The organism is Kribbella sp. NPDC000426 (assembly GCF_040300265.1).
Lineage (GTDB): Bacteria > Actinomycetota > Actinomycetes > Propionibacteriales > Kribbellaceae > Kribbella.
Genome location: NZ_JBEPDK010000010.1, coordinates 176818 through 194896, shown reverse-complemented (window position 1 = coordinate 194896; position 18079 = coordinate 176818). Strand labels below are relative to the sequence as shown.

General features: G+C 69.3%; 19 protein-coding genes. 13 read left to right on the top strand and 6 right to left on the bottom strand.

Annotation, left to right across the window (positions count from 1 at the left end):
• Positions 1-39 precede the first annotated feature (39 nt).
• Positions 40-882, top strand: coding sequence for a prenyltransferase/squalene oxidase repeat-containing protein (locus tag ABT313_RS40165; protein WP_350865475.1), 843 nt, complete (start codon positions 40-42; stop codon positions 880-882).
• Between the two features lie 42 nt (positions 883-924).
• Here the strand turns inward: ABT313_RS40165 and rpmG are convergent, their stop codons facing one another.
• Positions 925-1092: a 50S ribosomal protein L33 gene (gene rpmG / locus ABT313_RS40160; protein ID WP_350865472.1), complete on the bottom strand. Its 168-nt coding sequence runs from the start codon at positions 1090-1092 to the stop codon at positions 925-927.
• 102 nt (positions 1093-1194) lie between these two features.
• Between rpmG and ABT313_RS40155 the strand changes: the two genes are divergently transcribed.
• Both ABT313_RS40155 and ABT313_RS40150 read left to right on the top strand, forming a co-directional pair.
• On the top strand, positions 1195-2277 hold the full coding sequence (locus tag ABT313_RS40155) for a CobW family GTP-binding protein (RefSeq protein WP_350865470.1): 1083 nt from the start codon (positions 1195-1197) through the stop codon (positions 2275-2277).
• Positions 2274-2519 (top strand): type B 50S ribosomal protein L31, encoded by a 246-nt coding sequence (locus ABT313_RS40150; RefSeq protein WP_134110539.1) that lies wholly within the window; start codon positions 2274-2276, stop codon positions 2517-2519. Before ABT313_RS40155 ends, ABT313_RS40150 begins: the two co-directional genes overlap by 4 nt.
• Before the next feature lie 12 nt (positions 2520-2531).
• Here the strand turns inward: ABT313_RS40150 and ABT313_RS40145 are convergent, their stop codons facing one another.
• A complete protein-coding gene (locus ABT313_RS40145) occupies positions 2532-2936 on the bottom strand; it encodes a nuclear transport factor 2 family protein (protein ID WP_350865467.1) in 405 nt (134 codons plus the stop codon).
• 86 nt (positions 2937-3022) lie between these two features.
• Between ABT313_RS40145 and ABT313_RS40140 the strand changes: the two genes are divergently transcribed.
• A complete protein-coding gene (locus ABT313_RS40140) occupies positions 3023-4444 on the top strand; it encodes an aromatic amino acid lyase (protein WP_350865464.1) in 1422 nt (473 codons plus the stop codon).
• Between the two features lie 5 nt (positions 4445-4449).
• Here the strand turns inward: ABT313_RS40140 and ABT313_RS40135 are convergent, their stop codons facing one another.
• From ABT313_RS40135 to ABT313_RS40125, 3 genes are read right to left on the bottom strand one after another with little or no spacing between them, the layout of a single operon-like run.
• Positions 4450-5208 (bottom strand): IclR family transcriptional regulator, encoded by a 759-nt coding sequence (locus tag ABT313_RS40135; RefSeq protein ID WP_350865461.1) that lies wholly within the window; start codon positions 5206-5208, stop codon positions 4450-4452.
• Between the two features lie 24 nt (positions 5209-5232).
• Entirely contained in the window at positions 5233-5424 is a 192-nt protein-coding gene (locus ABT313_RS40130; RefSeq protein WP_350865459.1) for a hypothetical protein, read from the bottom strand.
• Positions 5421-6317, bottom strand: a complete 897-nt coding sequence (locus tag ABT313_RS40125; protein ID WP_350865456.1) for a GNAT family N-acetyltransferase — start codon at positions 6315-6317, stop codon at positions 5421-5423. The genes ABT313_RS40130 and ABT313_RS40125 overlap by 4 nt, the downstream gene beginning before the upstream one ends.
• 107 nt (positions 6318-6424) lie before the next feature.
• On the opposite strand from ABT313_RS40125, the gene hutH reads away from it, so the two are divergent.
• The 9 genes from hutH (at position 6425) to hutI (ending at position 16955) form a co-directional block, all read left to right on the top strand.
• Complete coding sequence (gene hutH, locus ABT313_RS40120) at positions 6425-7966, top strand: histidine ammonia-lyase (RefSeq protein ID WP_502884059.1); 1542 nt, start codon at positions 6425-6427, stop codon at positions 7964-7966.
• A 17-nt stretch (positions 7967-7983) separates the two neighbouring features.
• The gene (gene hutU, locus ABT313_RS40115) at positions 7984-9639 is read left to right on the top strand and encodes a urocanate hydratase (protein WP_350865452.1); all 1656 of its coding nucleotides are present in this window, start codon (positions 7984-7986) and stop codon (positions 9637-9639) included.
• A gap of 125 nt (positions 9640-9764) precedes the next feature.
• Positions 9765-10763, top strand: a complete 999-nt coding sequence (locus ABT313_RS40110) for an ABC transporter ATP-binding protein (protein ID WP_350865450.1) — start codon at positions 9765-9767, stop codon at positions 10761-10763.
• Positions 10760-11416: an ABC transporter permease gene (locus tag ABT313_RS40105; protein WP_350865449.1), complete on the top strand. Its 657-nt coding sequence runs from the start codon at positions 10760-10762 to the stop codon at positions 11414-11416. Before ABT313_RS40110 ends, ABT313_RS40105 begins: the two co-directional genes overlap by 4 nt.
• A gap of 1 nt (position 11417) precedes the next feature.
• Positions 11418-12068, top strand: a complete 651-nt coding sequence (locus ABT313_RS40100; protein WP_350865446.1) for an ABC transporter permease — start codon at positions 11418-11420, stop codon at positions 12066-12068.
• A 78-nt stretch (positions 12069-12146) separates the two neighbouring features.
• Positions 12147-13070 (top strand): ABC transporter substrate-binding protein, encoded by a 924-nt coding sequence (locus ABT313_RS40095; protein WP_350865443.1) that lies wholly within the window; start codon positions 12147-12149, stop codon positions 13068-13070.
• A 347-nt stretch (positions 13071-13417) separates the two neighbouring features.
• On the top strand, positions 13418-14488 hold the full coding sequence (locus tag ABT313_RS40090) for an allantoate amidohydrolase (protein ID WP_350865856.1): 1071 nt from the start codon (positions 13418-13420) through the stop codon (positions 14486-14488).
• Positions 14485-15795, top strand: coding sequence for a formimidoylglutamate deiminase (locus tag ABT313_RS40085; protein ID WP_350865441.1), 1311 nt, complete (start codon positions 14485-14487; stop codon positions 15793-15795). Before ABT313_RS40090 ends, ABT313_RS40085 begins: the two co-directional genes overlap by 4 nt.
• Positions 15792-16955, top strand: coding sequence for an imidazolonepropionase (hutI, locus tag ABT313_RS40080; protein WP_350865438.1), 1164 nt, complete (start codon positions 15792-15794; stop codon positions 16953-16955). Before ABT313_RS40085 ends, hutI begins: the two co-directional genes overlap by 4 nt.
• A 66-nt stretch (positions 16956-17021) precedes the next feature.
• Here hutI and ABT313_RS40075 read toward each other — a convergent pair whose 3' ends face one another.
• Complete coding sequence (locus ABT313_RS40075) at positions 17022-17897, bottom strand: DUF559 domain-containing protein (RefSeq protein WP_350865436.1); 876 nt, start codon at positions 17895-17897, stop codon at positions 17022-17024.
• Between the last annotated feature and the right edge of the window lie 182 nt (positions 17898-18079).

Genomic DNA, 18079 nt, shown 5'->3' with positions numbered 1-18079 from the left:
GTTCAAGACCTCCGGCGGGATCTGCGGGAGGGTAGGCGCATGGACATCTTCACGGCAGGTCGGGACTTTGTACGGCGGGACGCTCGGCTGCTCGAGCGTCGGCTCTTCGCCACGGTTTTCGAGGGCGCTGATCCGCAGGGCGTGATCGATGCCCTGCGCGGGTTCCAGAACGCCGACGGGGGCTTCGGGTGGGGGCTGGAGCCGGACAAGCGGTGTCCGGACAGCTTGCCGCTCGACGTCGAGGTCGCGTTCAGCACCCTGATCGCGGCGGACGCTCGGGACGACGAGATGATCCGGCGGGCAGCCGATTGGCTGGCGCAACTCGCCAACGCCGATGGTGCGGTCCCGCTGTGCGGTCCGGCGGTGGAGGGCTACCCGCGCGCCGAGCACATCACCGAGTGGACGTACCAGCCCGGCATCAACCCCACCGCGGGCTTGGTCGGCCGGCTGCACACGCTCGGCGTCGAGCACCCGTGGCGCGACAAGGCCGGAGCCTGGTGTGCGGCCGAGCTGGCGAAGGAGTTCCCCGAGGATGCCCACGGGATGCACGAGGCCTTGGAGTTCCTGGAGCACACGGATGACGTCGACGTCGACCGGATCCGCGACTGGCTGCCCAAGCTTCAGTGGTTCCGCGCCGACGCCGCGGATCCGACGTACGGCGTGACGCCGCTGCAGTTCGCGCCGACGCCGGACAGCTTCTGGAAGCAGCTGTTCACCGACGAACAGCTCGAGGCCCACCTCGACCGCCTGATCGCCGACCAGCAGGACGACGGCGGCTGGGCCATCACCTGGGAGCCGCCTGGCCCCGCGGCCACCCTGGAGTACCGCGGCATCGTGACCGTGGGCGCCCTCCAGACGCTCAAGGCCTACAACCGCCTGTAGAGACACCAAAGCCCCCCGCGCCGGCGGGGGGCTTTTGCTGTCTTACCGCTCTTCGCGGAAGTCGACGTGCTGCTGCAGCTTCGGGTCGTACTTGCGGATGATCAGCCGGTCGGGATTGTTCCGGCGGTTCTTCCGCGTTACATAGGTGAAGCCAGTGCCTGCGGTGCTGCGAAGCTTGATGATCGGGCGGAGATCGGTGCGCTTGGCCATGGTGTCCTTTCCCGGATCACCTGGCGGGTGACCCTCAGTACGTGCAACACCATCGGGGTGCTGGCTATTCCGGTTGTCGTTTTCAACAAGACAGGAGAGTCGATGCTGCCGGTGACCTTGCTGACGGGCCTCGACGAGGGGTTCCGCGGCGCTGTCGCGGGGAATCTGCTGGCAGCCGCCGGCCCGGCCGGTGTCCTGGTGGAGTACGACGTGAGCGGCCTGGGCGCCGGCTCCGTCGTCCGGGTCGCCCGGACCGCGGCCGGCGTGATCGACCGCGAGGTGATCACGATGGACCATCCCTGCGTCTCCTGTGCGATGCGCGGCTCCCTGGTCCAGCTGCTCTCCAGCATCGCTGCCATTGAGCGGTACGGCGCGGCAATCGTGAACGTCCCCGCCGCCGGTGACACCCGGGCGATCGCGGCCGAACTCGAGGCGGCCGACGACCTCCGTATCGACGCCGTCGTCACCACCGTCGACGCCGACAGCGTGGTCGCCGACCTGACCGGCGACGAGCTGATCCGGGAGCGCGGCATTCCGACCGCCGTCGAGGACGGTCGCGCGATCGCCGAGGTCGTCGTCCGGCAACTGGAGTCGGCGGATGCCGCGGTGCTGAGCGGCGAGGCTCCGGCCGCGCTGGTCCGGGCGATCAATCCAAGACTGCTGGTCAGGACCACGCCGGCCGGCCTGCTCGGCGTGGGGCTGCATCGTCCGGGGAACGTCGTCGAGCCCGGTTCGATCGCGGCGCCCGCGGACGGCGAGGTGCCGACGCTGGTCTGGCAGTCCAATCGGCCGTTTCATCCGGAGCGCCTGTACGACGCCCTGGAGGACCTGGTGGCCGGATCCGCCCGCGGTCGCGGGACGTTGTGGATCGCGACCCAGCACCGCAACCGGCTCAGCTGGGACAGCTTCGGCACGAACATCGCGATCGGGGTGCTCGGCCCGTGGCTGGCCGACCTGCCGGCCGACCGCTGGCCGTCGGTCGGGCAGCAGCACCAGGCCCGGTCCGCCCTCGAGTGGCATCCGGAGTACGGCGACCGCGCGTCGTACCTGTCGATCACCGGACCCGGTCTGGACGTGCGGGAATTAACCGGCCGCCTCGACGGTTGTGTCCTTCGTGCGGATGAAGCGGTCCATCCCCTGACCGACCCGTTCGCCCCTTATCTGGAAGGAAGTACTGCCGCATGAAGAAGGACATTCACCCCGACTACCGCCGGGTCGTCTTCCGGGACAAGTCCGGCAACTTCAGCTTCCTCACCGGTTCGACCCGCGAGAGCAACGAGACGGTCGTCTGGCACGACGGGAACACCTACCCGGTCGTCGACGTCGAGATCTCGTCCGCGAGTCACCCGTTCTACACGGGCCAGCAGCGCGTGATGGACACCCAGGGCCGGGTGGAGAAGTTCAAGAAGCGCTACGGCCAGAAGTAAGACCTGGTCTTCTCACAGCCCGTCGCCCCCACCGAGGGCGACGGGCTGTTCGTTTGCCGTCGCCTTGTGGCAGAACGCCTGCAGCCAGCGTCCGTCCGAGCGGACGTAGACCTGGCTGATCCATTCCTCGATCTCGTACGGCGCCCCGTCCCAGTTGCCGGTGCTCGCCTTCCGGGCCGTGAGGACGACCGTGTCGCCCACCCGGACGATCCGCTCGCCGCCGACGGTGGTCATGCTGTGATGCTGGAGCCGGCCCGACGCGATCCAGCCGATGATGTCGGCCTTCGGTGTGACGCCGGCGGCGTCGACGGCCACCCAGTCGGCGGTCCAGCAGGCCGCGATCAGTTCGGCGTCGTTGCCGATCAGCACCGCGTCCGCCGCGGCCGCCTCCGCGCGTACTTCGTCCTCGACAGTCATGCCTCGATTTTGCCCGTCTCGGATTCGAGACGTTCAGATGCGCGCGGCGCTTACCCGACCGGGCCGGGCGGTTCCACACTGTGGGGATGGAGCCGGTTGAGCTGACGGGTGCCGGGTTGAGCCCGCTGGAAGCGGTGGCGCTCGGCCAGCGGCGTACGGCGGTTCGGCTGAGTGACGTCGCGCGGAAGCGGATGGAGGCGTCGGCCGCGGTGGTGGCCGAGGTCGCGGGCCGGCGGCCGGTGTACGGACGGACGACCGGCGTCGGCGCCAACCGCGACGTGCTCACGTCCGACCCGGAGCACGGCGCGCGCCTGCTCGGATCCCACAGCACGACCGGTACGACGTCGTACCCGAAGGATGTCGTCCGGCTCGGGCTGCTGATCCGGGTCAACCAGCTCGCCGCGGGCGGGTCCGGGCTGGACCCGGCGGTGGCCGACGCGATCGTTGGTCTGCTCAACGACGACGACCTGCCGGATCTGCATCGCGGCGGCGCGATCGGGACCGGCGACCTCGGTCCGCTCGCGGAGCTCGGGCTCGCGCTCGGCGACGTCGTGGACGGGACAAGTGCGCTCCCGCTGCTGTCCAGCAACGCGCTCACGCTGGCGGAGTGCTGCCTCGCGTACGTCGAGGCCGGCACGCTCATCAACGTCGTACCGCTGGTCGGCGCGCTCTCCCATGTCGCGCTCCGCGGCAATGCCGAGGTGTACGACGTACGCGTGCACGAGGCCCGTCCGCAGCCGGGGCAGGTGCGGGTCGCGCGCCGGATGCGTGGACTGCTCGACGGTCTGCCGTTGCCGCCGGCACGGATTCAGGATCCCTTCGGATTAAGGGCTTTCGCGCAGGTGCTCGGGCCGGCCGTCGATCATTCCGAGGCCCTGGGCAACAGTGTGCGGATCGACATCAACGCAGCCGCGGAGAACCCGCTGGTCGTCGGCGACACCGTGCTGCACAACGGCAACTGGCATGCGATGCCGATCGCGCTCGCCCTCGACTCGCTCCGGCTCAGCCTGCACAGCGTCGCGACCCTCTCGACCACCCGCGTGGCGAACCTGGTCGACCCGGACTACACCGGTCTCAGCCGGTTCCTCGCCAGTGGCGCGGAGGCGAGCTCGGGCGTGATGATGATCGAGTACGTCGCACATGACGCGCTCGCCGCCGTACGGTCCGCCGCCCAGCCCGCCACGCTGGGCACCGCGACGCTGTCCCGTGGCGCCGAGCTCCACGCGAGCTTCGCGCCGCAGGCCGCGGTACTGACAGCTCAGCTCCTGGATGCCCTGCGTGAGGTGATCGCGAGCGAACTCGTCACCGCCGTACGTGCAATCCGTCTGGCCGGCCTGACCCCCGACGACCTCGCCCCGGCCGCCGTCGGCCCGTGGCTGGCCGACGCCCTCGCCGCCCTCCCCGGCGACCTCGCCGACCGCTCCCTCCGCGAAGACCTGGAGATCGGCCGTGGTCTCCTCACCCAATGGGGCGACCGCCAGGTAGAACACCCGGCCGAGGCGGGATAGACCGACTACCCGTGGAGGCGGCGGGTGAGGGCGGTGGCGGCTTGGCGGATGCGGTGGGCCAGGTGGGGGCGGTCGGGTGGTGGTACGGCGTCTGTGCGGAAGGTGACGCTGATGGCGGCGGCCGGGTGGCCGGCGTGATCCACGGCGGCACTGGCGACCGAGGCCATGCCGGGGGTGATGAACGAGTCCTCGACCGCGAAGCCTTGGCGCTTCTCGTCGGCGAGCAAGCGCCGTAGCTGGGTGAGAGTTTGCGGTCCCAGGTCAGTCCGCCGGACGAACGACTCCGGCGTGGGGAAGAGTGCGCGCACCTGAGCTGGAGGTAGCTCGGCGAGGAGAGCACGACCGGATGCCGTGAGGGTGGCGGGTAGCCGCACCCCGACATCGGTGACCAGCGTGACCGGCCGCGGCGGCTGTTCCTTCAGCAGGTAGACGAGCTCCCGGCCGTGCAGTACGCCGAGATGCGCCGTCTGCCCCACCTCGTGCACCAACTGGACCAGCAACGGCCGCGCCAACCGCTCCAACGGGTCGTGCCGCAGGTACGCCGACCCGATCTCGAACGCGGCAACCCCGAGCCCGTACCGCTTCTCCTCCGGCAGATGGACGACGAAACCCTCGTCGATCATTGCCCGCAGCAAGTGGTACGTCGACGAGCGCGGCAGGCCGACCGCGGAGGCGATGCGCTCCATCGGTACCGGACCGGGCTGGGTGGCCAGGAACGTCAGCACCCGCAGCGTGCGGGTCGAGGCGGGAACGTTGCCGCTCACAACGGCAGCGTATCCCGGCAGGCGCTAGATCCCTGACGATTCGCGTTTCTTCGCGCGGCTCCGCCGGAGCCAGAACCGCAGTCCCTCGCCGGCGACCGCGATCGCGAACAGCCCTGCGGCGACACCCCAGTCCAGGAACTCCGAGCCCGAGACCAGCAACCCGACCGCGAGCGACACCAGCAGGAAGAACAGCAACGAGACAACGAGTCGCTTCACAGGGCCTTCTCCGCAGTCCACGCGCCGGACGTCGTCCGGTAGCCGAGCCACTGGTTGACCGCGAGCATCGGTGCGTTGCCCGCGTCGTTACCGGTTGATGCGGTAACGAATCCGGCGTCCCGGGCCGCGGCCAGTGCGTGCGACTTCACCACCTTCGCCAATCCGCGCCCGCGGTCCGACGGGATCGTGCCGGTCAGGTTCGACCAGATCACCCCGCGGTCCGGATCGGCAGTCGTGGTAACGAACGACAGCACCCGGTCACCGTCGAGCACCGCGAAGCTCAGGTCCCGCCGGATGTCCGGGTTGTTCCACGACACCTTGACCCATTCGTCGTACGCCGGTCCGCCCGAGAACCCGCTCGGGTCGTCGTCGCGCACCTGGACCTCGGCGTCGAACACCTGCCGCGGCTCGAGGTCGTCGTACGTGGTCAGACGTAGCCCGGCCGGCGGCGCAACCGGCTCGCGCGCCTCGCACAGCTCGGCGGCGGCATGGCTCATCCGCCGCCCCAGCGCGAACCCGCGCTTGTCCGCGAACGCCTTCGAATCGTCGTCGTCAGCCACGGCGACCAGCAACCGGCCGGCCCCGGCGTTGACAGCCTGCGCCGAGATCGCGGTCAGCAACGCACTGCCGATCCCGCGCTTGCGTTGCGACGGCGGCACCTGGACCGTGATCCGCACCCGCGCACCTGCGGCGCCTACCTCGGGCAGGTAAAGGTTCGAGTACCCGACCACGTCCGGACCGTCCACGGCGAGCAGGATCACGCGGCTGTGACCACCCCGCAGTTCGGTCTCGATGGCCCGCGCCGACTTCACCAGATGCGGCATCACGGCAGCCCAGACCTGGGCGACGCCGACCGCGTCCGCCGGCCGCGCCGGCCGGATCTCGAACACCATGGCCTGACTCTATGTGTTCGCGGGTCCACACCTGACGTCTCAGATACGAGACAGAAACTGGCCTGCCGCTGCTGTCGAGGAGCAGCCCGGCGCGGTCCAATGATCGGGTGGAAGACACGGTGATTGTCGGTACTGGACCGCTGACCCCGGCGGAGGTGGTCGCGGTCGCACGGTACGGCGCGCAGGTACGGATCGACGACCAGGCCCTGGAAGAGATCGCGAAGTCACGCGCCGCGATCGGGGCACTGGCGCATGCGGACACCCCGCACTACGGGGTCTCGACCGGGTTCGGCGCACTCGCGACGCGGCACATCGCGCCGGAGTTGCGCGCGCAGTTGCAACGCAGCCTGATCCGCTCGCACGCGGCCGGCTCCGGCCCAGAGGTGGAGACCGAAGTCGTCCGGGCGCTGGCCCTGCTCAGGCTGTCGACCCTCGCCACCGGCCGCACCGGTGTGAAGGTGGAGACCGCCCAGGCGTACGCCGGTCTGCTCAACGCGCATCTGACTCCGGTCGTGCACGAGTACGGCAGCCTCGGCTGTTCCGGCGATCTAGCACCGCTGTCCCACGTCGCACTCGCGATCCTCGGTGAAGGCAAGGTCCGTGATGCCGACGGCAACCTTCTCGACGCCGGCGAGGCCCTGCGGCAGAACGGTCTGACGCCGGTCGTGCTGGCCGAGAAGGAAGGCCTCGCGCTGATCAACGGGACCGACGGCATGCTCGGCATGCTGGTCCTCGCACTCGCCGACCTCGACCGGCTCTTCAAGACCGCCGACCTCGCCGCCGCGATGAGCGTCGAGGCCCAGCTCGCCACCGACCGCGTCTTCGCGGCGGACCTGCAGGCGCTACGGCCGCACCCCGGCCAGGCCGCGTCGGCCGCCAACCTCCGCGCGATCCTCAAGGACAGCGCGATCGTCGCGAGCCATCGCGGCCCGGACTGCAACCGCGTCCAGGACGCCTATTCTCTGAGGTGCTCCCCGCAGGTCCACGGTGCCGCCCGGGACACCGCTACCCACGCGGCGAGCGTTGCCGACCGCGAGCTCGCGGCCGCGATCGACAACCCCGTCGTACTGCCGGATGGTCGCGTCGAGTCCAACGGCAACTTCCACGGCGCCCCGGTCGGGTACGTGCTCGACTTCCTCGCGATCGCCGTGGCGGACCTGGCCAGCATCAGCGAACGCCGTACCGACCGCTTCCTGGACGTCGCGCGCAACCACGGGCTGAACGCCTTCCTGGCCGACGATCCCGGTGTGGACAGCGGCCACATGATCGCGCAGTACACCCAGGCCGCGATCGTGTCCGAGCTCAAGCGTCTCGCCGTACCCGCCAGCGTCGACTCGATCCCGAGCAGCGCGATGCAGGAGGACCACGTCTCGATGGGCTGGTCCGCCGCACGCAAGCTGCGCAAGGCCGTCGACGGCCTGCAGCGGGTACTGGCGATCGAGATCCTCACCGCCGCCCGCGCGCTCGACCTGCGCGCCCCGCTCGACCCCGCCCCGGCCACCGCGGCCGCGCGCAACGCCTTACGTCAGTACGTCGAGGGCCCCGGCACGGACCGCCACCTGGCGCCCGAGCTCGAGCACTCCGTCCAACTAGTTGCCAACGGCACCTACATCGAAGCCACCCAGGCCGTCACCGGCCCACTCAACTGAGAAAGGCTGGATCACCCATGTCCGGACCCCGTCCTGTGCGCGCACCCCGCGGCACCACCCTGACCGCCCGCGGCTGGCAGCAGGAAGCCGCGCTGCGGATGCTGCAGAACAACCTCGACCCCGAGGTCGCCGAGCACCCCGACGAACTCGTCGTGTACGGCGGTTCCGGCAAGGCCGCGCGGGACTGGAACTCGTTCGACGCGATGGTCCGGACGCTCACCACGCTCAAGGACGACGAGACCATGCTCGTCCAGTCCGGCAAGCCGGTCGGCGTGATGCAGACGCACGAGTGGGCGCCGCGCGTCCTGATCGCGAACTCGAACCTGGTCGGCGACTGGGCCACCTGGGAGGAGTTCCGCAAGCTCGAGGCGATGGGACTGACGATGTACGGCCAGATGACGGCAGGGTCGTGGATCTACATCGGCACCCAGGGGATCCTGCAGGGCACCTACGAGACGTTCGCCGCCGTCGCGGAGAAGCGTTTCGGCGGCACGCTGGCCGGCACGATCACGCTGACCGCCGGCCTCGGCGGCATGGGCGGCGCGCAGCCGCTGGCCGTCACGATGAACGACGGCGTCGCGATCTGCATCGATGTCGACTCGTCGCGGATCGACCGCCGGATCGAGCACCGCTACCTCGACGTACGGGCGAAGGACCTGGACGACGCGCTGCGGCTGGCCGAGGAGGCCAAGAAGGCCCGCCGGCCGCTGTCGATCGGTGTCCTCGGCAACGCCGCGGTGATGGTGCCGCAGTTGCTCGAGCTGGGCGCGCCGATCGACATCGTCACCGACCAGACGTCGGCGCACGACCCGCTGATGTACCTGCCGGTCGGTATCGACTTCGACGACTGGGCGACGGCTCGCGAGAAGGACCCGGCCGGGTTCACCGAGCGCGCGCAGGCTTCGATGGCGCGGCACGTCGCGGCGATGGTCGGCTTCCAGGACGCGGGGGCCGAGGTCTTCGACTACGGCAACTCGATCCGGGACGAGGCGCGCAAGGCAGGCTTCAACCGTGCCTTCGACTTCCCCGGCTTCGTGCCGGCGTACATCCGGCCGTTGTTCTGTGAAGGAAAAGGCCCGTTCCGGTGGGCCGCGCTGTCCGGTAACCCCGCCGACATCGCGAAGACCGATCAGGCGATCCTGGATCTGTTCCCGGACAACGAGCACCTGACCCGCTGGATCAAAATGGCCGGCGAGCGGGTCGCGTTCCAGGGGCTGCCGGCCCGGATCTGCTGGCTCGGACAGGGCGAGCGGGACAAGGCCGGCGTTCGGTTCAACGAGATGGTTGCCTCCGGCGAGCTCGAGGCGCCGATCGTGATCGGCCGCGATCACCTGGACACCGGCAGCGTGGCCTCGCCGTACCGGGAGACCGAAGGCATGCTCGACGGCTCGGACGCGATCGCGGACTGGCCGTTGCTGAACGCAATGGTGAACGTGGCCAGCGGTGCTTCCTGGGTGTCGATCCACCACGGCGGCGGCGTCGGCATCGGCCGGTCCATCCACGCCGGTCAGGTATCCGTTGCCGATGGCACCGATCTGGCCCGGCAGAAGCTGGAGCGGGTGCTCACCAACGATCCGGCGATGGGTGTCATCCGGCACGTCGACGCCGGCTACGAGAAGGCCGTCGAGGTCGCGGCCGAGAAGGGCGTCAGGATCCCGATGCAGGAGTCCTGACCACGGTCAGTATCTCTACCGATACAGTGCACTTTCCCGAGGGGCGAGAAACCGGCCGATCGCGTGGATTCGGTCTCTCGTTCCGCTAGGGTCTTTCGGGCGACCAACGAGCGCGAAGGGGCGCCATGATCGAGTTCGAGGACGTCACCAAGCAGTATCCGGACGGCACCGTCGCCGTCGACAAACTGTCCCTGCGGATCCCGAGCAACCAGATCACGGTGTTCGTCGGGCCCTCCGGGTGCGGCAAGACCACGTCGCTGCGGATGATCAACCGGACCATCGAGCGGACCAGCGGGACGATCTCGATCGACGGCGAGGACATCAACTCCCAGGACGCGGTGACGCTGCGCCGGGGCATCGGCTACGTGATCCAGAACGCCGGACTGTTCCCGCACAAGACCGTTGTCGACAACGTCGCGACCGTCCCGAAGCTGCTCGGCTGGGACAAACGCAAGGCGCACAGTACGGCGATGGAGCTGCTCGAACGCGTCGGCCTGGACATCAAGCTGGCCGAGCGGTATCCGGCGCAGCTGTCCGGTGGCCAGCAGCAACGAGTCGGCGTCGCCCGCGCCCTTGCGGCCGATCCGGCGATCATGCTGATGGACGAGCCGTTCAGCGCCGTCGACCCGATCGTCCGGCACCAACTGCAGGAGGAGTTGCTCCGGCTGCAGCGCGACATCGGCAAGACGATCGTGTTCGTCACGCACGACATCGACGAGGCGATCAAGCTCGGCGACAACGTCGCAGTACTGCAGGTCGGCGGGAAGCTGGCCCAGTTCGCACCGCCGGCCGAGCTGCTCGGTGAGCCGGCCGACGACTTCGTCCGCGGCTTCGTCGGACAGGATCGCGGTTACCGCGCCCTTACGTTCGTGCATCCCGACGAGCTGCCGGTGCAGCCGGTTCCGGACGAGCTCGCGCTGACGGACGGCGTACCGGTCGGCTGGAAGAACGGGTCCGGCGAGCTGCTGCCGATCGGCGCGGTGTTCAAGCGCGGCGATTCGTTGCGCGCGGCCCTCGACGCGGTACTGACCTCGCCCACCGGCTGCGGCATCTGCGTGGACGACGAGGGCCGGGCCGTCGGCGTCATCGACCAATCGACCGTCGCGCAGGCGTTGCGATCATGACGTGGATCGGTGACAACCTCGGGCTGATCTGGGAACAGCTGCGCGAGCATATCTACCTGGCGATCATTCCGGTGATCCTCGGGCTGATCATCTCGGTGCCGTTGGGGTACGTCGCCACCCGGTACTCCTGGCTGGCGAACCCGCTGATCGCGTTCGGCGGCCTGCTGTACTCGGTGCCGTCGATCGCGCTGTTCATCGTGATCCCGGCGGTCATCGGCACCAAGGTACTGTCCACGATCAACATCATCGTCGCGCTGACCATCTATACGGTCTCGCTGCTGATCCGGAACGTGATCGACGGGCTGCGCTCCGTGCCGCCCGACGTACGGCAGTCCGCGATGGCGGTCGGGTACGGGTCGCTGCACCGGCTGGTCGCTGTCGACCTGCCCATCGCCGTACCGGTCATCTTCACCGGACTGCGCGTGGTCACGGTCGCGAACATCTCGATGGTGAGCGTCGGCGCCGTGATCGGGATCGGCGGCCTGGGCGAACTGTTCACACTGGGCTTCCAGAAGGACTTCCTGACGCCGGTCGTGGTCGGAGTCGTGCTGTCGCTGGCGCTGGCTCTGGTCGCGGATCTGATCCTGGTGTCGTTGCAGCGGGTACTGACTCCTTGGGCTCGGGTTTCGACGCCGGTGGCGGAGGTGGCGTGACATGTGGCAGTACTTGACCGACTCGTACAACTGGTCCGGCAACGAGGGGATCTGGGCGCGGATCCTGCAGCACCTCTGGTACACGTTTGCCGCCCTCGGACTCTCCGTGGTGATCGCGCTACCGATCGGACTGCGGATCGGGCACACCCGGCGTGGCGCGTTCCTGGCGATCAACCTCGGCAACGCGGCCCGGGCTCTGCCGAGCCTCGGTCTGCTGATGATCGCGGTCCTGCTGACCAACCAGATCGGCTTCCTGCCGGTGCTGATCGCGCTGGTCGCGCTGGGCGTCCCGCCGATCCTGGCCTCGACGTACGCCGGTCTGTCCGGTGTCGATCCGGCCACGATCGACGCCGCGCGGGGGATGGGGATGACCGGACGCGAGATCCTGACCAAGGTGGAGATCCCGATCGGGCTGCCGCTGATCATCTCCGGCATCCGGAGCGCCACCCTGCAGGTCGTCTCGACCGCGACGATCGCTGCCTTGGTGTCGCTGGGCGGCCTCGGGCGCTACGTGGTCGACGGGCTGAAGCTCCGCGACTTCCCGCAGATGTTCACCGGCGCGCTGCTGGTGGCGCTGCTCGCGCTCCTGCTGGACGCCCTGTTCGCGGCGATCGGCCGGATCACGGTCTCCAAAGGGCTGAAAATCGGCTGAATTGTCCGTCGTACCTGCTGAACTTGAGATGCATCCATCGGCACCGGCCGGTGGCTGACGAGAACACTGGAGGCTCTCGTGTTGAGATCCACACTCATCCGTACTGCGATCGCCGGGGTGGCGGTGCTCGGCCTGGCTGGTTGTGGGGGTGGGGGCGACCAGCTCGGCAGTGACAACGCCGGCAGCTCGCCGGCGCCCTCGAAGGTGACAAGCATCACCGTCGGGTCCGCCGACTTCTCCGAGAGCCAGTTGATCGCGGAGATCTACGGCCAGGCGCTGGCCGCCAAGGGCATCGAGGTGAAGAAGAAGCCGAACATCGGCAACCGCGAGACCTACATGGCCGCGATCAAGGACGGGTCGGTCGACCTGGTTCCGGAGTACACCGGCGCCTCGCTGGCCTACTTCGACAAGAACTCCACCGAGACCGACCCGCAGAAGGCGTACGACGCGCTGAAGAAGGCGCTGACGCCGGGTCTGGAGATCCTGGAGATGTCGCCGGCGACCGACGAGGACACCATCGTGGTGACCAAGGCGACCGCGGACAAGTACAGCCTGAAGTCGATCGGCGACCTGAAGGACAAGAACCTGGTCGCAGGCGGTAGCTCCGAGTTCAAGGTCCGGACCGCCGGGCTGAAGGGCATGAAGGAGAAGTACGGCGTCGAATTCAAGGAGTACAAGACGCTCGACGCGGGCGGTCCGCTGAGCATCAAGGCGCTGGAGGACAACACCATCCAGGTGACCGACCTGTTCACCACCCAGGCCGTGATCAAGGACAAGGGCTGGGTCCAGCTGGACGACCCGGAGCACATCCTGCCGCCGAACAACATCGTTCCGTTGATCCGGACCGACCACAAGTCCGACGACGTCGTCGCCACGCTGAACGCGGTCGACGCCAAGCTGACCACCGACACGCTGACCGACCTGGTCAAGCGGATCGACGTCGGCAAGGAGAGCGCGGACGCGGTCGCCAAGGACTGGCTGTCGAAGAACCCGCTCTCTTGAGTTTCGAATCCCTCTGGGCCGACCAGTCCGCCATCGGCCGCAACCCCGAAACCGGCGGTTACACCCGAGGCGGCTGGTCCCCCACCGAACGCGAGGCAACCCACTGGTTCCTCGACCAGTGCGCCGCCCGCGGCCTACCCGTCGAGTCCGACGGCATAGGCAACCTGATCGCCTGGTGGGAACCGCGTGGAGAGCCGGCCCTCCGGCCGGCTCCCCACGCGGGCGGTGCATCGGAGCCCGGTCCGCACGGTGGTGCTGTTTCTCCCGCACTAGGCGGTACGCCGGCCGCGGACCGCGGCAACCGGGCCGCTGGCGCGGGTCTTGCCTCCGGCAGCATCGGGCGCACTGTGTCCGGCTCGTTTACAACCCCGGGCGGGGAGCCGGCCGGAGGGCCGGCTTCCCGCCCGGGAGGCCCGGGTTACGCGCGGCCGGGTGTGGTTACGGGCAGCCACCTGGACTCGGTGATCGAGGGTGGGGCGTTCGATGGGCCGCTTGGGGTCGTCTCGGCTTTGGCGGCTGTTGATCGGTTGCGGGCGGAGGGGTTTGAACCCGGCGTGCCTATCGGGGTGGGTGCGTTCGTGGAGGAGGAAGGGTCGCGGTTCGGGATGCCTTGTTTGGGGTCTCGGGTGGCGGCCGGTGTGTTGTCTGCCGAGAAGGCGCTGGCGCTGACGGACCGGGCCGGGGTTTCGTTGGCGACCGCGCTGGAGCAGGCGGGGATCGACCCGGCTGGGGTTGGGCCATCGCCTCTGGTGGGGCGGATGGGGACCTTCGTCGAGCTACATGTGGAGCAGGGCAGAGGGCTGACGGCGCCGGTGGGTGTGGCCAGCTCGATCTGGCCGCACGGGCGGTACCGGTTCACCTTCGGCGGTGAGGCCAACCACGCCGGCACCACGCTGATGGAAGACCGCCACGACCCCATGCTCACCTACGCGATGACCGCGCTCGCCGCGAACAAGCAGGCCCGCCTGGCCGGCGCCCGCGCCACCTTCGGCCGGGTATCGGTCGAGCCCAACGGCACCAACGCCGTACCGTCGCAGGTCACCGCCTGGCTGGACGCCCGCGCCGCCGACACCGCAACCCTGGAATTGTTGCTCGCGGCAATCACCAAGCAGGCCACCGAACGCGCCGAGCGCGACGGCACCACGCTCGTGGTCACCCCGGAATCGGTCTCGCCGATCGTCAACTTCCCGACCGGCCTGCGCGACCGGCTCGTCGGCGTACTCGACGGCGCCCCGGTCCTCCCGACCGGCGCCGGCCACGACGCCGGCGTGTTCTCCGACGCCGGCATCCCGACCGCGATGCTGTTCGTCCGCAACCCGACCGGCATCTCGCATTCGCCCGCCGAGTACGCCGAGCAGGACGACTGTCTCGCGGGCGTCGAGGCCTTGGCCGCAGTACTGAAGGATCTTGCGAAGTGACGTCGTACTGGTGTGAGACCGCGATCCTCCCGACCGGCCTCGCGCGCGGCGTCCTGGTGACGGCCGCGGACGGCCGCTTCACCTCGATCGCAACGGATGCCGCGCCCGGCGACGCGACCGTGCTGACCGGGCTCGTCGTCCCGGGCCTGGCGAACTGCCACAGTCACGCGTTCCACCGCGCGCTCCGCGGCCGGACCCAGACCGAGCGCGGCACGTTCTGGACCTGGCGCGACCAGATGTACGCCGTCGCCGCCGCGCTCACCCCCGACACGTACTACGAGCTCGCGAAGGCTGTGTACGGCGAGATGCTGCTCGCCGGGATCACCGCGGTCGGCGAGTTCCACTACCTCCACCACGCGCCGGGCGGCCGCCGGTACGACGACCCGAACGCGATGGGCCTGGCGCTGATCGCGGCCGCGCGTGACGTCGGCATCCGGATCACGCTGCTCGACACCTGCTACATCGCCGGCGGCATCGACCAGCCGCTCAACGACGTACAGCAACGCTTCAGCGATGGCGACGCGACCGCGTGGGCTGCTCGGGTCGCGCAGTTGAGCGGTGACGACGACGTCGTGATCGGCGCGGCCGCGCACTCGGTGCGGGGCGTGCCGCAGGACCAACTCGGTGCGGTGGCGTCGGCGTTTCCCGACGTACCGCTGCATATTCATCTGTCCGAGCAGGTCGCGGAGAACGCGGCCTGTCTCAAGGCGTACGGGCGGACACCGGCGCAGGTGCTCGACGAGGCCGGGTTCCTCAGTGGGCGGACGAGCGCGGTCCACGCCACGCATCTGACCGAGGTCGATGTCGGGTTGCTTGGGAGCTCCGCGACGTACTCCTGCTTCTGCCCGACGACCGAGCGCGATCTCGCCGACGGGATCGGTCCGTCCGTGCAGCTGCGCGCCGCGGGCTCGTCGTTGACGCTCGGTTCCGACAGCCACGCAATCATCGACCTCTTCGAAGAGATGCGAGCTGTCGAGCTCAACGAGCGCCTCGCGTCTCAGGAGCGCGGCCACTGGTCCGCCGCCGAGCTCCTGAAGGCAGCCACCACGGACGGCCACCGCTCGATCGGTTTCGAGGACGCGGGCGCGATCGAGGTCGGAGCCCGCGCCGACCTGGTCGCCATCCGCCTGGACACCGTCCGGACGGCCGGCACCGGCGGGACGTTGGAGACCGCGGTCTTCGCGGCGTCGGCTGCCGACGTCTCCGATGTCGTCGTCTCCGGCCGCGCTGTGGTTGCTGATGGCAAGCATCTTGGCCTGGATGTGTCGTCACAGTTGGGGAATTCGATCGAGGTAGTGACCCGATGACCTCACTCCTGCTCACCAACATCAGCTCACTGGTGACCAACGACCCGACGCACGGCGGTCTCCTCGGCGAGCTCCACGACGCGGCCCTGGTCATCGACGGCACCAAGGTCGCCTGGGTCGGCTCGCGCCGAGACGCGCCGGCGGCCGACGGAGCACTGGACCTCGGCGGCCGGGCCGTCATCCCCGGCTTCGTCGACTCGCACTCGCATCTGGTCTTCGCCGGCGATCGGGCCGAGGAGTTCGCCGCCCGGATGACAGGTACGCCGTACTCCGCCGGCGGCATCCGCACGACCGTCGCCGCGACCCGCGATGCCACTGACGAACAGCTGACCGCGAATGTGTCCCGCCTCGTCACCGAGATGCGCCGGCAGGGCACCACGACGGTCGAGATCAAGTCCGGCTACGGGCTGACGGTTGCCCACGAGGCCCGTGCCCTGGAGATCGCCGGGCAGTTCACCGACGAGACGACCTACCTCGGGGCGCATGTCGTGCCGGCCGAGTACGCCGACGATCCGGCCGGCTACGTCGACCTGGTGACCGGCCCGATGCTCGATGCGGCCGCCAAGCACTCGAAGTGGATCGACGTCTTCGTCGAACGCGGCGCCTTCGATGCGGACCAGGGCCGCACGATCCTCCGGGCCGGCATCGCCCGCGGCCTCAAGGCCCGCGTCCACGCGAACCAGCTCGGCGAGGGTCCCGGCGTACAACTGGCCTGCGAGGTCGGCGCCGCCTCGGCGGACCACTGCACGTATCTCACCGACGCCGACATCGACGCCCTGGCCTCGGCGGGCGTCGTCGCCGGCCTGCTGCCAGCGATCGAGTTCTCCACCCGTTCGCCGTACCCCAACGCCCGCCGCCTCCTGGACGCCGGCGTCACCGTAGCCCTCGCCACCGACTGCAACCCCGGCTCCGGCTACTCCTCCTCCATGCCCTTCTGCATCGCCCTCGCCGTCCGCGAAATGCACATGACCCCCGCCGAAGCCCTCTGGTCAGCCACCGCCGGCGGCGCCGCCTCCCTCCACCGCCCCGACCGAGGCCACCTGACCCCCGGCGCCCAAGCCGACCTGACTGTCCTGAACGCCCCCACCCACCTACACCTCTCCTACCGCCCCGCCGTCCCCCTAATCTCCCAAACCTTCATCGCCGGCCGCCCAGTCTGACGGGCTGCGGACCGCCACCACTCAGTAACCTCCAGGCAGGTCACCACCCCACGCTCAAGCGCCGCCTCAGGCAGCACGAAGTAGGTGCTTAGTGAGTGGTGGACGTCCGACAGCCCGCTCGATAGTGGCCACCACCCAGTCCGGGTCGTACATGATGTCTTCCCAGCTGAAACGAAGCACTCGCCAGCCGCGGATGGTGAGGTGCACCTGCCGGCGGCAGTCCTTGACCAGCGCCCGCCGACTGCCGTGGTGCTCGAATCCGTCGGCCTCCAGGTCGAGGCGGAGCTCCGGATGACCCAGGTCCAGGCGAGCCGAGAACTCTGCGTCCTGCACGACCAACTGAGGAACGAAACCCTCGATCCCGTGCTCGATCAACAAGGATCGAAGGACCGACTCCAGAACAGACTCCGCCCGGCCGTCCGCCAACGCCGCGACGTGCTGCACGCGTCGGCGATACGGGCCCCGAAGCCGAGCCGCCGCGTCGAGGAGCTCATCCTGCTCGATACAACCCGTGCGTAAGGCGGAGTCCGCAATGGCGAGAGCTTCGGCTGGCGGCAAGCTCCGAAGGCAGTCCAAGACGGTCCGAAGCGGGGTAGTGACATCCTCCAGCGCGGGAACGTTCGCCCAGTGCAGGACGCAGGGCAGCCCCGTCCGTCGCCGGACCCGTCCAGGCGCGAGCGTGACGTGCGGCAGAGTCGGTGGGGTGATGACTCCAAGACCCCAGTGCTGCGCAGCACTCAGGTGCGAGACGACGCCTCCGTGGCTGCGGGCCGCGGTCAGCGCGGGTGGCGCCTCCGGCAGCGCGTAGACGCCTTTGGCGACCCGTCGGATCTCCCCGGCCGCGAGCGCGTTGCGGACTGCGCGCGCCGTCACTAGCGCGCGAAGCTCGGCGAGGGTCGCGGATCCGCCACGTCTGCCGATCACCTCGGACACATCAGCCACTCGAACATCATGACGAAATCGGGCCGGCCGAGGCCGCCACTATCCACAGGCGGACCGCCCGCACTCAGTAAACCCGCCGATCCACGGCTGGCCGAAGCGAGCTAGGCGTAGGCGCAGGTGCCTCGGGCGCCTTGCTGAGTGGCGGGTGTCCGCAAACCAGATGCAGCACCCTGCCGCCGGCC

Excerpts from the sequence above, each read along its gene's own strand:
- ABT313_RS40125 (WP_350865456.1), bottom strand. The coding sequence starts at position 6,317 with ATGGTGTTCGAGATCCGGCCGGCGCGGCCGGCGGACGCGGTCGGCGTC.
- ABT313_RS40165 (WP_350865475.1), top strand. The coding sequence starts at position 40 with ATGGACATCTTCACGGCAGGTCGGGACTTTGTACGGCGGGACGCTCGG.
- ABT313_RS40150 (WP_134110539.1), top strand. The coding sequence starts at position 2,274 with ATGAAGAAGGACATTCACCCCGACTACCGCCGGGTCGTCTTCCGGGAC.
- ABT313_RS40100 (WP_350865446.1), top strand. The coding sequence starts at position 11,418 with ATGTGGCAGTACTTGACCGACTCGTACAACTGGTCCGGCAACGAGGGG.
- ABT313_RS40140 (WP_350865464.1), top strand. The coding sequence starts at position 3,023 with ATGGAGCCGGTTGAGCTGACGGGTGCCGGGTTGAGCCCGCTGGAAGCG.
- rpmG (WP_350865472.1), bottom strand. The coding sequence starts at position 1,092 with ATGGCCAAGCGCACCGATCTCCGCCCGATCATCAAGCTTCGCAGCACC.
- ABT313_RS40105 (WP_350865449.1), top strand. The coding sequence starts at position 10,760 with ATGACGTGGATCGGTGACAACCTCGGGCTGATCTGGGAACAGCTGCGC.
- ABT313_RS40155 (WP_350865470.1), top strand. The coding sequence starts at position 1,195 with ATGCTGCCGGTGACCTTGCTGACGGGCCTCGACGAGGGGTTCCGCGGC.
- hutU (WP_350865452.1), top strand. The coding sequence starts at position 7,984 with ATGTCCGGACCCCGTCCTGTGCGCGCACCCCGCGGCACCACCCTGACC.
- hutI (WP_350865438.1), top strand. The coding sequence starts at position 15,792 with ATGACCTCACTCCTGCTCACCAACATCAGCTCACTGGTGACCAACGAC.
- ABT313_RS40110 (WP_350865450.1), top strand. The coding sequence starts at position 9,765 with ATGATCGAGTTCGAGGACGTCACCAAGCAGTATCCGGACGGCACCGTC.
- ABT313_RS40145 (WP_350865467.1), bottom strand. The coding sequence starts at position 2,936 with ATGACTGTCGAGGACGAAGTACGCGCGGAGGCGGCCGCGGCGGACGCG.